Annotated in this window: 12 protein-coding genes and 1 pseudogene; 6 read left to right on the top strand and 7 right to left on the bottom strand. The window is 63.7% G+C overall.

The features are described from left to right. Positions 1-48 precede the first annotated feature (48 nt). Positions 49-255, top strand: coding sequence for a SlyX family protein (locus V6M52_RS15465; protein WP_332701653.1), 207 nt, complete (start codon positions 49-51; stop codon positions 253-255). A 47-nt stretch (positions 256-302) separates the two neighbouring features. On the opposite strand, the gene V6M52_RS15460 is transcribed toward V6M52_RS15465, so the two are convergent. The 6 genes and pseudogenes from V6M52_RS15460 to V6M52_RS15435 form a co-directional block, all read right to left on the bottom strand. Next, a complete protein-coding gene (locus V6M52_RS15460; RefSeq protein ID WP_442881874.1) occupies positions 303-1,709 on the bottom strand; it encodes an NAD(P)(+) transhydrogenase (Re/Si-specific) subunit beta in 1,407 nt (468 codons plus the stop codon). A gap of 4 nt (positions 1,710-1,713) precedes the next feature. Beyond that, on the bottom strand, positions 1,714-2,016 hold the full coding sequence (locus tag V6M52_RS15455; protein WP_299722266.1) for a proton-translocating transhydrogenase family protein: 303 nt from the start codon (positions 2,014-2,016) through the stop codon (positions 1,714-1,716). Positions 2,017-2,346: 330 nt separating this feature from the next. After that, a pseudogene (locus tag V6M52_RS15450) lies at positions 2,347-3,636 on the bottom strand (Re/Si-specific NAD(P)(+) transhydrogenase subunit alpha); the annotation flags it as partial. Between the two features lie 64 nt (positions 3,637-3,700). Further along, positions 3,701-3,868 carry an aa3-type cytochrome c oxidase subunit IV gene (locus V6M52_RS15445; protein ID WP_332686564.1) on the bottom strand — a complete coding sequence of 56 codons (168 nt, stop codon included), beginning with the start codon at positions 3,866-3,868 and terminating at the stop codon, positions 3,701-3,703. A gap of 52 nt (positions 3,869-3,920) precedes the next feature. Then, positions 3,921-5,723, bottom strand: a complete 1,803-nt coding sequence (locus tag V6M52_RS15440; RefSeq protein ID WP_332701651.1) for a M3 family oligoendopeptidase — start codon at positions 5,721-5,723, stop codon at positions 3,921-3,923. Positions 5,724-5,839: 116 nt separating this feature from the next. Next, positions 5,840-6,019, bottom strand: coding sequence for a hypothetical protein (locus V6M52_RS15435; protein ID WP_332686568.1), 180 nt, complete (start codon positions 6,017-6,019; stop codon positions 5,840-5,842). Between the two features lie 163 nt (positions 6,020-6,182). On the opposite strand from V6M52_RS15435, the gene V6M52_RS15430 reads away from it, so the two are divergent. The 5 genes from V6M52_RS15430 (at position 6,183) to V6M52_RS15410 (ending at position 11,979) form a co-directional block, all read left to right on the top strand. Further along, positions 6,183-7,670 carry a sigma-54-dependent transcriptional regulator gene (locus V6M52_RS15430; RefSeq protein WP_332701650.1) on the top strand — a complete coding sequence of 496 codons (1,488 nt, stop codon included), beginning with the start codon at positions 6,183-6,185 and terminating at the stop codon, positions 7,668-7,670. Positions 7,671-7,734: 64 nt separating this feature from the next. Continuing rightward, positions 7,735-8,736 (top strand): ABC transporter ATP-binding protein, encoded by a 1,002-nt coding sequence (locus V6M52_RS15425; protein WP_332701649.1) that lies wholly within the window; start codon positions 7,735-7,737, stop codon positions 8,734-8,736. After that, complete coding sequence (locus tag V6M52_RS15420) at positions 8,733-9,533, top strand: ABC transporter permease (protein WP_332701648.1); 801 nt, start codon at positions 8,733-8,735, stop codon at positions 9,531-9,533. Before V6M52_RS15425 ends, V6M52_RS15420 begins: the two co-directional genes overlap by 4 nt. Positions 9,534-9,536: 3 nt before the next feature. Continuing rightward, positions 9,537-10,337: an ABC transporter permease gene (locus tag V6M52_RS15415; RefSeq protein ID WP_332686576.1), complete on the top strand. Its 801-nt coding sequence runs from the start codon at positions 9,537-9,539 to the stop codon at positions 10,335-10,337. Between the two features lie 100 nt (positions 10,338-10,437). After that, entirely contained in the window at positions 10,438-11,979 is a 1,542-nt protein-coding gene (locus V6M52_RS15410; RefSeq protein WP_332701647.1) for a tryptophan halogenase family protein, read from the top strand. A 53-nt stretch (positions 11,980-12,032) separates the two neighbouring features. Here V6M52_RS15410 and V6M52_RS15405 read toward each other — a convergent pair whose 3' ends face one another. After that, positions 12,033-13,118: a PLP-dependent cysteine synthase family protein gene (locus V6M52_RS15405; RefSeq protein WP_332701646.1), complete on the bottom strand. Its 1,086-nt coding sequence runs from the start codon at positions 13,116-13,118 to the stop codon at positions 12,033-12,035. Positions 13,119-13,167: the final 49 nt, after the last annotated feature.

Below are 13,167 nucleotides of genomic sequence, written 5' to 3'. Positions count from 1 at the left end.
AAGCCGTCATACTGCGCTAGAACCGCGCCAACTCGCCGGAGCGCGCCCATGACCGACCTTGCCGAACGCCTCGAAGCCCTGGAGATGCGCATCGCCTTTCAGGACCAGACCATCGAGGAATTGAACGCCACCATCACCGCGCAATGGCGGCAGATCGACCTGCTCACCCGCAAGCTCGAAACGGTGGAGCAGCAGGTGCGCAGCGGTGTGCATATCGCGGACCCGAGCACGGAACCACCACCGCCGCACTACTGAAACAAAAAAGGCCCGCCGAGGCGGGCCTTTCCAATTCTTGCGGAGCGTTAGTGGCCCAGCGCCTTGACGATTTCCTCGGTCATCTTCTTGGCGTCGCCGAACAGCATCATGGTGTTGTCGCGGTAGAACAGTTCGTTCTGCACCCCGGCATAACCGGCGGCCATGCCGCGCTTGATGAACAGCACCGTACCTGCATCTTCGACATTGAGCACCGGCATGCCGTAGATCGGCGATGTCTTGTCGGTCTTAGCCGAGGGGTTGGTCACGTCATTGGCGCCGATGACGAAGGCAACGTCGGACTGGGCAAACTCGGAATTGATGTCTTCCAGTTCGAACACTTCGTCATAGGGCACACTGGCTTCCGCCAAGAGCACATTCATGTGCCCCGGCATACGACCCGCCACGGGATGAATGGCGTATTTGACAGTGACACCTTCGGCCTTGAGCAGGTCGGCCATTTCGCGCAAGGCGTGCTGGGCCTGTGCCACCGCCATGCCGTAACCCGGCACAATGATGACCTTGCTCGCATTCTTCATGAGGAAAGCCGCATCGTCCGCCGCACCCTGCTTGACCGGACGCTCGTCCTCGCCTGCCCCGGCGGCAGCGGCGCTATCGCCGCCAAAGCCGCCCAGGATCACCGAGATGAAGCTGCGATTCATCGCCCTGCACATGATGTAGGAGAGGATCGCACCCGACGAGCCCACCAGCGCGCCGGTGATGATCAGCGCCGTATTGCCCAGCGTGAAGCCGATGCCTGCCGCCGCCCAGCCCGAATAGGAGTTGAGCATGGAAACGACCACCGGCATGTCGGCGCCGCCGATCGGGATGATCATCAGCCCGCCCAGCGCCAGCGCCAGCAGGGTTATGGCCCAGAACAGCCAAGGATCGGCGGAGACGGTGAAAGCCCAGACCAGCAGCACGATGGCCACGCCCATCACGATATGGATGGCATGCCGCGCCGGCAGCAGGATCGGCTTGCCGCTCATATTGCCGTTGAGCTTTGCAAAGGCGATGACCGAGCCGGTGAAGGTGAAGGCCCCGATGGCCGCGCCGATCGACATTTCGATCAGTGCCTGTGCATGGATGTGGCCTGGCGTGCCGATATGGAAAGCCTCAGGCGCATACAGCGCAGCCGCAGCCACGAACACCGCCGCCAGACCCACCAGCGAGTGGAACGCCGCAACGAGCTGGGGCATGTCGGTCATCTTGACCGTGCGGGCCATATAGGCGCCGATGCCGCCACCAATGCCGATGCCGCCGATGATCAGCACCCAGCTGACCCAGTCCGATGGCGCCGCCACGGCCAGCGTGGTGACGATGGCAATGCCCATGCCCACCATGCCGAACGTATTGCCCTGGCGGGAGGATTTGGGGCTGGAAAGGCCGCGCAGGGCGAGGATGAACAGTACGCCCGAGACGAGATAGAGAAGGGCTGCAATATCTGCAGAGATCATCGGCTCAACCCTTCTTCTTGTACATTGCCAGCATGCGCTGGGTGACGAGGAACCCGCCAAAGATGTTCACGCTGGCAAAGACCAATGCGATGAAACCGAAGGCCTTGGAAACCCAGTTGCCATCAGCGGCCAGTTGCACGCCCACGGCCAGCAGCGCACCCACCACGATCACCGAAGAGATCGCATTGGTGACGCTCATCAGCGGGGTATGCAGCGCCGGGGTCACCGACCACACCACGAAATAGCCCACAAAGATCGCCAGCACGAAAATGGCGAGACGGAAGGTGAAGGGGTCGATCGCTTCCATTTACTTGGCTCCCTTGGGTGCTGCGGGCCTTTTGGCGGCCGCAGGCTTCTTGGCTGCTGCCGGTTTGCTGGCGGCAGGCTTGGCTTCTGCCGCTGTCTTGGTCTTGGCAGGCTTGGGCTTGGCCGTTGCTGCCGGCTTGGAGGCAGCGGGCTTCTTCGCCGCCGCAGGCTTCTTGGCCGGGGTGGATGCGGCCTTGGCCGCCGTGTCGATCACGGCTGCTGCCTTCTTGGTCGCGGCGCGCTTGGCTGGCGTCGCCGGGGGCTCGGCGGCAACCGGAATGGATTGCTCGACGCCGGGTGCTGCCTTGTGGGGCGTATCGGCCATGGCGGCAACCACGGCCTTCTTTGCAGCGGGCTTCTTGACGGGTACGGGCACTGCGGTGCTCGCGCCGGTCTTGACTGGAGCCGCCATGGCGACAACGGTTTTTGCTGGTGGCTTGGGTGCAGGCTTGGCGACGGCCGCGGGCTTGGTGTCCGCCGGAGCCGGTGCAGGAGCGGCAAAGCTCGGATGCACGACCTTGCCGTCACGCGTCAGCACGGTCGCCTTGACCAGCTCGTCATCCCAGTTGATGGCGAGCTTTTTTTCCTTGGCATCGATCAGCGTCGTCACGAAGGCGAGCAGGTTGCGCGCATAGAGCTGGCTGGCCGTGGTCGGGATGCGACCCTGCACATTGGTGTAGCCGACGATCTTGACCCCGTTGTGCTCGATCACCTTGCCGGGCACCGTCAGCTCGACATTGCCGCCGCGTTCGGCGGCCAGATCGACGATCACCGAACCGGGCGCCATCGACTCGACCATCGCCTTGGTGATCAGGCGGGGCGCCGGGCGACCCGGGATCAGCGCGGTGGTGATGACGATATCCTGCTTGGCAATGTGCGTCGCGGTGAGCGCGGCCTGCTTGGCCTGGTATTCGGCGCTCATCTGCTTGGCATAGCCGCCGGCGGTTTCCGCCTGCTTGAACTCGTCGTCCTCGACGGCGATGAACTTGCCGCCCAGCGACTCGACCTGCTCCTTGGCGGCGGGCCGCACGTCGGTCGCCGACACCACTGCGCCGAGACGCTTGGCCGTGGCAATGGCCTGCAGGCCCGCAACGCCCGCACCCATGACGAAGGCCTTGGCCGGACGAACCGTGCCGGCCGCCGTCATCATCATCGGAAGTGCGCGGTCGAATTCAGCCGCCGCCTCGATGACGCCCTGATAGCCGGCGAGATTGGCCTGCGAGGACAGGATATCCATCACCTGCGCACGAGTGATGCGCGGCATGAATTCCATGCTGACTGCGGTGACGCCGGCCTTGGCCAGGGCCGCCACATCCTTGTCATTGCCATAGGGATCCAGCGCACCGATCACCAGCGCGCCCTTGGCGACGCCGCCGAGCGAAGCCGCCGTCGGCCGCCGCACGGTCAGCACCACCTCGGCGCCCTTGAGCGCCGCATCGGCGCTGGCCGCGATGGTGGCGCCGGCCGCCGTATATTCCTTGTCGAGGATGCGCGAGCCGAGCCCTGCGCCTTTTTCCACCGAAACGCTGGCGCCAAGCGCAATCAGCTTGCCGACCGTTTCGGGGGTAGCCGCGACGCGGTTTTCTCCCTCGAGGCGTTCGCGGACGATCGCAATTTTCATGAATGTCTCCTGCCCGCCTGCCCGACGGACAGGCTCGGTTCAAATGCCTGTATGCGCTGGATGATCAGGGATTGACGACGAAATAGAGGATTATCGCGGTAACGGCCAATCCCAGAACGCTCCACTTCAGAAAGGTCAGGAAGCCGTTATAGGTGGCTTCGTGCTGGGCATAATCCATCGGTGATTCAACCTGCAGCTCGGCGTGGTGTTCGGGGCGGTGCTTAGTGGCCATGTCGTCCTCTTTAGTCCAGTCGTCACAAAGTCTGAGAGCCGAAAGTCGCCCCTCAGGGTGAAGTCGCTTCCAGCTCGTCGATCAGCCCCTCGATCATGGAAAGGCCAAGCGACCAGAATTGGGGGTCCTTGGCGTCCAGTCCGAACGGCGCCAACAGCTCGGAATGATGCTTGCTACCCCCAGCCTTGAGCAGCTCGAAATAGCGCTCCGCAAAGCCCTCATTGGCTTTCTCATACTGTGCGTAGAGCGAGTTCACAAGACAGTCGCCGAAGGCATAGGCATAGACGTAGAACGGCGAGTGGATGAAGTGCGGGATATAGGCCCAGAAGATGTCGTAGCCTTCATTGGCGATGATCGCGTCGCCGAGCGATTCCTGCTGCACACCGAGCCAGATCTGGTTGATCTCTTCGGTCTTGAGTTCGCCCTGCCGCCGCGCCGTGTGGACCCGCCGCTCGAAGGTGTAGAAGGCGATCTGCCGCACTACGGTATTGAGCATGTCCTCGACCTTGCTCGACAGCAAGGCGAAGCGCTGCTTGGGGTCGGTCGTGTTGTTGAGCAGGTGCCGGAAGGTCAGCATCTCGCCGAAAACCGATGCCGTCTCGGCCAGGGTCAGCGGCGTATTGCTGAGGATCGGCCCCTGCGCCGCCGCCAGCCGCTGATGCACGCCATGGCCAAGTTCATGGGCCAGCGTCATGATATCGCGCGAGCGCCCGAGATAGTTGAGCATCAGATAGGGATGCGCGCTCGGCACCGTGGGATGCGCGAAGGCGCCTGACAACTTGCCGTCGCCGGTCGGCGCGTCGATCCAGCCGCCGTCGAAGAAGGGCGCGGCCACTTCCGCCAGCTGCGGCGAGAATTTGCCATAGGCCTCCATCACTGTCGACTTGGCGCTCTCCCAGTCCCAGGTCCGCTCGTCGCTGGTGGGCAGCGGGGCATTGCGGTCCCAGGCATTCAGCTTGTCCTTGCCGAACCACTTGGCCTTCATCTTGTAGTAGCGATGGCTGAGCCGCGGATAGGCTTCCTGCACCGCCTCCTGCAGCGCATCGACCACTTCCCGCTCGACCGAATTGGCCATGTGGCGGCTATCGGCAATGTCCTCGTAACCGCGCCAGCGGTCCGAGATTTCCTTGTCCTTGGCCAGCACGTTGGTGATGTGGGTGAAGAGGCGACTATTGGCCTTCAGCGTCTTGCCCAGCGCCTTGAACGCGGCCTCGCGCTTCGTCTCGTCCTTCTCGGACAGCAGATGCAGCGTCGATTCCATGTTGAGCATCTCGCCATCAACCTCGAATTCGAGGCTGGACAGCGTCTCATCGAACAGCCGGTTCCAGGCCGAATAGGCCGTGGTCGACTTGTCGTGGAACAGCTCTTCGAGCTTGTCGTCGAGCTGGTAGGGCTTGGCCTTGCGCAGCTCGGCAAACCAGGTGCGGTATCGTGCCAGTTCCGCATCCGCGGCGAAGGCCGCTTCGAGATCGGCATCCTCGATCCGGTTCAGTTCCAGTTCGAAGAACAGCGTCTTGGTCGAGAGATTGGTCAGCGCCTCATTGGTGTCGCCCATGAACTTGGCGCGATCAGGATCGGTCGATTTCTGCGCATATTGCAGGAAGGCGAACGAGCCGATCCTGCCGCTGAGGTCGCCCAGGGCTTCACTGTCCTTGATCGCCGCAATGAGCTTGCCGACCTTGGTCAGCTCGACCAGCTTGCCCTTGTAGGTGGCCTCGAACGTCACTGCGTCCGCCTTGGCCTTCTCGAGGTCCGCCTTGAATTCGGCACTGTCGCGTCCCGGATAAAGGTCGGAGAGGTCCCAGACCGGCAGGGCGCCGAGCTGGTTGTGGCCTTTCTGGGCGGCGGCGGTCATGGCTGTTCTCCGGGCTGGTCCAATTGCGGGCGGACCTTAGCCAGCGGGACCCGCGCTGTGAAGGGCGGGTCCGTCCAAAATCAGCAGTGCTCCTGCAGATCAGCGCGCAGTCCTCGCTACTGTGTCGGCATTTCTGCCACCGGCGTCTGGTTTGCCGCCGGCGTGACCGATCCCACGCGCGCGCTGCCCATCATCACCAGCGCGCCCAGGGTCAAGGCGCCGATGATCCACAGGGCGCCCGCCAGCAGCGAAAAGCCCTCCATGAAGTCCAGCCCCGTATAACCGCGATGTTCCATAGCGTCCTCCTGCCACAGCAACACCAGACCGGACACTTCGGTTGCCTGAGCACCGCGGCTGCCGGCAAGTTCCTCATGATTAATCCCCTCTTAAGGCCCCCGGCCCATCTTGTTCCCAAAACGGCACACGATTCGATGCCGCATCAAGAAGACCGGAGTTCGGATGACGCGTGTTCTCGTAGTTGATGATGATCCTGTTCAGCTGCGCCTCACCGCCGAGGTCGCCAACCGGGCCGGCTTCAAGCCGCTGACCGCGACCGGCGGCGAGCAGGCGCTCGCCATCCTGCGCGACGACCGCAATATCGGCGCCATGATTCTCGACCTCGTTATGCCCGACCTCGACGGCATGGGCGTCATGGATGCGATGCGCCGCGAGGGGCTGACCACGCCCGTCATCATCCAGACGGCCAATGCCTCGCTCGAAACCGTCATCTCCGCCATGCGCAATGGCGCCGCCGACTATTTCGTCAAGCCAGTGGCGCCCGAGCGGCTGATCATCTCGCTGCGCAACGCCATGAAGCTAGACGCCCTCGAGGCCGCCATCCGCTCCGAACGTGCCCGCAAGGCCGGCACCTTCACCAGCGCCAACATGATCGCCAAGGCACCGCCCATGGCGCGCGTCCTGACCCTCTGCGCCAAGGCCGGCAAGTCCAACATCCCCGTGCTGATCGAAGGGGAGACCGGCGTCGGCAAGGAGCTGATCGCCCGCATCATCCAGGGCAGCGGCGACCGTGCCGGCAAGCCCTTCGTCACCATCAATTGTGGCGCCATTCCACCCAATCTGGTCGAGTCGGTGCTGTTCGGTCACAAGAAGGGTGCCTTTACCGGCGCCGTGACCGACCAACAGGGCAAGTTCGCCGATGCCCATGGCGGCACGCTCTTTCTCGACGAGGTCGGCGAGCTGCCGCTCGACACCCAGGTCAAGCTGCTGCGCGTGCTGCAGGAAGGCGAGATCGAGCCCATCGGCGCGACCCGTCCGGAGCGCGTCAATGTCCGCGTCATTTCCGCGACCAACCGGCGTCTGCTGAACCTGGCCAAATCCGGCGAGTTCCGCGAAGACCTCTACTATCGCCTCAACGTCTTCCCCATCTATGTACCGCCCTTACGGGAGCGCATGGAGGATGTCACGGCGCTGGTCGCCATGTTCATTGCCCGTTTCAGCGCCGAAGCCGGCAAGCGGGTATTGGGCATTTCCCCACCCGCCCTTGACCTGCTGCTGTCCTATGATTGGCCGGGCAATATCCGCCAGCTGGAAAACGCGGTCTATCGCGCCATCGTGCTGACCGACGGCGCCTTCCTCGAAACCGTCGATTTCCCGCAGATCTTCTCCCAGACTTCCGGCCGCGACCTGGCCGTCAAGGCCATCGAAGCCGTTCCGGTTCCTGCGACCCCGACCCATATCGACATCGCCTCCGCCCGCCAGCGCGCCATCTTCGACATGCCGGCCCCGGCGCCCGATCGCTTCCTCGCGCCGACCGGGGAAATCGCGGCCCTGTCCGAAATCGAACGCGCCGCCATCGTCTTTGCCATCGAGCATCATGGCGGCCGCATGTCGCGCGTTGCCCGTGCGCTCAAGATCGGCCGCTCCACCCTCTACCGCAAGCTGCACGAATATGGCCTCGCCGAAGAACTGATCAACGACGCCGCCTGACACAGCGTCATCCATCCGACGGCGCCGGAGAATCGGTTAGTGTTCCCCTCCAGGGGGACGCGACATGACAGCGCTGATCGAGGCACGGGGCGTTGGCAAACGCTTCCGGCAGCACAAGAGATTTCCCGGTCTGCTGGGCGCCTTCAAGACGCTGGTGACCACCGAATATACCGAAATCGCCGCCGTCTCCGATGTCAGCTTCGACATCGCGGCCGGTGAGGCGGTTGGCTATCTCGGCCCCAACGGCGCCGGCAAATCCACCATGATCAAGATGATGACCGGCATCCTGGTGCCCAGCGCCGGGACACTCTCGGTACTGGGTCGCACGCCTCATCTCGAGCGCATGGACAATGCCCGCCAGATCGGCGTTGTCTTCGGCCAGCGCAGCCAGCTCTGGTGGGACCTGCCGGTGATCGACAGCTTCACCCTGCACCAGCGCATCTACGACATTCCCGAGGCGCGCTACGGCGATAACCTCAAGCGCTTCAGCGACCTGCTCGACCTGACGCCGTTTCTGGATCGCGCCGTGCGCCAGCTCAGCCTGGGCCAGCGCATGCGCGCCGAAATCGTCATGTCGCTGCTGCACGATCCGAAAATTCTGTTTCTCGACGAACCCACCATCGGGCTGGACGTGGTCGCCAAGGATGCGGTGCGGCGCTTCCTCGCGGAGATCAACCGCGAACGCGGCGTCACCATCATCCTCACCACCCATGACCTGCAGGACATCGAGACCATCTGTCCGCGCCTCATCATGGTCGATCACAGCAAGCTGATCTTCGATGGCGAACTGAAAAGGCTGCGCGCCGCGCTCGGCTCGGCCCGCCGCCTGACACTGGAATTCGGCACCGACCCCGGCCCCTTGCCGCTCGCCTCGGCCACGCTGACCAGCGACGAGGGCATGCGCAAGCACTACCTGCTGGAAAGCGAGGAAATCTCGCTGGTGCGCATCCTGGCCGAAGTCGGCAGCGACCGCGACCTCACGGATGTCGCGCTGCACGAACCCGACATCGAAGAGGTCATCCGCACCTTCTACCAGGGCCGCAATGCCGCGGCGCTCGCCTCATGAGTGCCTATGCCGCCTTCGCCCGCAGTTCGTTCCAGACCCAGCTCGCCTATCGCAATGAGGTCTGGGCCAACATCTTCGGCAAGCTGGTACAGGTCTTCGCCCGCGTCGCCATCTGGCTGGCCGTCTATGCCAGCGTCGGCGCCACCATCGTCGATGGCGTATCGCTGGAGCAGATGGTGACCTATGCCCTGCTCGGCGGCGCCGTGATGGGCGCCACTCGGCCCGAGCAGATCATTGGCGCCATCGGCCGCTCGCTCAAGACCGGCGATGTCGCCGTCTGGCTGCTCAAGCCCCTGTCCTACCCGCTCTATCTCTTCGCCAATGAATGCGGCAGCTTCTCCTATCGCCTGCTCACCCAGGTCATCCCCACCGTCGCCTTCACCGCGCTGTTCTACGGCATGCTGCCCCCCGCCAGCCTGTTTCACGCCATGATGTTCGTCGCCTTCTGGGCCATGTCCTTCGGGCTGCTGTTCCTGATGTCGGCACTATTCGGCCTCGTCGCCTTCTGGCTGATGACCAGTTTTTCGCTCGACTGGATCCTGGGCGCCTTCCTGCATCTGTTCTCGGGCATCATGGTGCCGTTCTGGTTTTTCCCCGAACCGCTGGCCACCCTTGCCCGTCACCTGCCGTTTGCCTGGATCGTCTATTATCCAAACGCCGTCTATCTCGGCCGCCTTTCGGTACCCGAGACCTGGCTCTATCTGGGCATCGGCCTGATCTGGACCGCGCTGTTCCTCGCCGGTGTGCTTTGGCTCTGGCGCCGCGCCTCCACTCGCATCACCGTGCAGGGAGGCTGAACCATGCTCCGCCACCTGCGCATCATCCCGCTGCTGGTCCAGATGCATATCCGCTCGCAGATGGAATATCGCGGCGCCTTCTGGCTCGACCGCTTTGCCCAGATCCTGTCCTATGGCAGCGTCTTTGCCAGCATCGGCATCCTGCTCGCCCGCTTCGACACGCTGGGCGGCTGGACCTGGCCGGAACTGGCCTTGCTGTTCAGTTTTCAGCTGCTGGCCTATTCGCTCGGCGCCGCCATGAGCTTCGTGCAGCTGCGCGACCTCGAGGAACTGGTGCGCCTGGGCACCTTTGATACGCTGCTGGTCAAGCCGTTCAGCCCCTGGACCTATCTGGTCTTTTCAGGCCTCAATATCGGCTATGCCGGCCATGTCATCCTGGCGGTGGCCCTGATGGGCTGGGCCGTGCTCGCCGTCGGCTTTGACTGGAGCCTCTGGTCGGTGCTGTTCTTCCTGGGCACGCTGGTCAGCTCGACCCTGCTCACCGCCGCCCTCATCACCATGATCGGGGCCACGGCGCTGATCTGGGTGCGCTCCAACCACCTCTTCGCCATCTTTTTCGGCTTCTGGGAATTGACGCGCTACCCGCTCAACATCTTCCCGGGCGGCATACAGATCATCCTCATCACCGCCGTACCGCTGGCGCTGACCAGCTCCGTGCCCGTCGGTGCCCTGCTCGGCAAGGACATCCCCATGCTCGGCGACTTTGCCGGCCCCGTGGCGCTGCTGGCAGGGCCCCTTTGGGTGCTGATCGCCATTGCCCATTGGCGCTACGCCACCGGCAAATACCAGGGCGCCGGCGGCTGACCGACAAATCCACGGAGACTTCCGGTTTCCTAAGATTTCATATCCGCCACTTGCCCGCCTCCGGGCCGCCAACTAGCCTTCCCGTTGGAGGAGACGACGCATGACCCGACAATCCCATTTCGTGGTCGTCGGCGGGGGCACCGCTGGCTGGATCGCGGCTTTCATCATTCAGGATTCGGCGCGCCGCAAGGGCATCAACGCCCGCATCAGCGTCATCGAGCCCTCCAGCATCCCCACGGTCGGCGTCGGCGAGGCCACCACCGCCGCCTTTCGCGTGCTGCTCAAGCATTTCGGCATCGATGAGTTCGAATTCTTCCGCAAGACCGGCGCCACCTTCAAGCTCGGCATCCGCCACGAGGACTGGCGCCGCAAGGGCTATACCTATTACGGCCCGATCGATGATCCGCATCAGGTCATCCAGCCGCCGCCCGGCGCGCCGTCGGATTATCTCAACGTCTATGCCGTCGCCGCCGGCCGGCCGATCACCGACATGCACCTGTTCGGGCCGCTGCTCGAACAGAAAAAGGCGCCCTATGCCCGCAAAGCCGACGGCTCGCTGATCCCGCTCGGCCCCTTCCACCATGCCTACCATTTCGATCAGGCGCTGGTCGGCAAGTTCTTCGCTAGCAAGTCCCGCGGCGTCGATATTATCGACGCCGTCGTCTCAGGCGTGCATCGCAGCCCCGAAACCGGCGACATCACCGCGCTCGAGCTCGACAACGGCCAGCAGCTGCAAGCCGATTTTTTCATCGACGCTACCGGCTTTCGCAAGCAGCTCATCGTCAAGGAAATGCAGGCGCCCTGGATTTCCTATGCCCATGAACTGCCGGTCAACCGCGCTCTGCCCTTCTGGCTCGATATCAAGCCGGGCGAGGAAATCGCCAACTACACCCGCGCCTGGGCCCAGGATGCCGGCTGGATGTGGCAGATCCCGACCCAGACCCGCTATGGCTGCGGCTATGTCTATTCAGACGAATTCAGCACACCCGAACAGGCCAAGGCCGAGGTCGAGCGCGTGCTCGGCCGCGAGATCGAAGTCCGCGGCGACATCCGCTTCCAGATCGGCCGGCTGGAAAATGCCTGGGTTGGCAATGTGCTGGCGGTAGGCCTGAGCTCAAGCTTCCTCGAACCGCTGGAATCCACATCAATCCATGGCACCATCGTACAGATGATGCTGTTCGCCGACCGCCATCTCAAGCACCCCGCCGACATGACGCCCGCCGACCGCGACGATTACAACACCCGCGTCGGCCGCCAGGTCGACGACTTCCGCACCTTCGTCAACACCCATTATATGGTCGAACGCGACGACACCCCGTTCTGGCGCGAGGTCCGCACCAACCGCATCCATCACGAGACCAGAGAACGCCTGGCTCACTGGAAAGCCCACATGCCCCGGCACGAGCATTTCCCCGATACGCTCTTCGGCCTGCCGCATATCCAGACCCAGCTGCACTACCCCGTGCTGGCCGGCCTCGGCCTGCTCGACCCGGCTCTAGCCCGCAAGGAAATGGACGCCGACCCCAAACTGCGCCAATTCGCCCGCGAGGCCTATGACAGCCTCGTCCGCGAATATCGGGCAGCGGCCCAGCAGGCCCTGGGCCACGCGGAGTTCCTGGAGACGGTCCGCGCCATGGCTTGACGCTGGCGAGGCCGCCAAGGCCGAAGGCGAAGCTGGCGGCCGCAATGCACTGTTCAGCTCGGCGGCAATTGATAGCCGGGTGTCGAGCGCGACAGCGCCAGCTCCTCGGCATCCATCTCCGCCTCGATCGCCTCGAATAGTGGCGTCGTCATGTAGCGCTCCCCGGTATCGGGCAGCATGCAGAGGATAACTGAACCTGGCGCGGCACGCTCCGCCACCTGATGGGCCGCCGCGAAAGTGGCGCCACCGGAAATGCCGGTGAGTATTCCCTCCTTCTGCGCCAGCAACCGCGCCCATTGTATGCCATCCGGCCCTGCAACCGGTAGCAGTTCGTCATAACCCTTGGTGTCGACTGCCTCCTGCAGCACCAGCGGAATGAAGTCCGGCGTCCAGCCCTGGATGGGGTGTGGCGTGAAGGCGGGATGGGAGACTGCCGGCGCGCCGCGATCCCCGCGCTGCTGGGGCTGTCCGCTCCCCAGCAATGGCGCATTGGCCGGCTCGCTCAACACGATACGCGTTTCCGGACGTTCCTTGCGCAATATGCGCGCCAGGCCAGTCACGGTTCCCCCGGTGCCATAGCCCGTGACCACATAATCAAGCCGCGAGCCGGCAAAGTCGTTGATGATTTCGCGTGCCGTGGTGGCCTCGTGGATATCGGCATTTGCGCTGGTCTCGAACTGGCTGGCCAGAAACCAGCCATTGGCCTCCGCCAACTCGACGGCCTTCCTGTACATGCCCAACCCCTTTTCAGCACGGGGCGTCAGCACCACCTTGGCGCCAAACAAGCGCATCAGCCTGCGGCGCTCGATGGAAAAACTGTCCGCCATGGTAACGACCAGTGGATAGCCCTTTTGCGCACAGACCATCGCCAGCCCGATGCCGGTATTGCCGCTGGTGGCTTCCACCACGGTCTGGCCCGGCTTGAGCGTACCGTCGCGTTCGGCCGCCTCGATGATATTGAGGGCCAGCCGATCCTTCACCGATCCCGCCGGATTGAAGAACTCGGCCTTCACATAGAGCGTGACGCCGGACACGCCCAGATTGTTGATGTGGATCGCCGGCGTGTCGCCGACCGTCTCCAATATGCTGTCGAACAGCCTGCCGCGTCCATTGGTGGTTCGTGTCGTTGAGCCTTGCATGACCTGTCTCCCGTTCCTGCGGCCGGGCTGGCCTGCAGCACCTCGCCGA

It is taken from the genome of Devosia sp., assembly GCF_036676215.1.
Lineage (GTDB): Bacteria > Pseudomonadota > Alphaproteobacteria > Rhizobiales > Devosiaceae > Devosia.
Note: the sequence above shows the minus strand (reverse complement) of the source record. Positions and strands in the feature narration are given on the sequence as shown.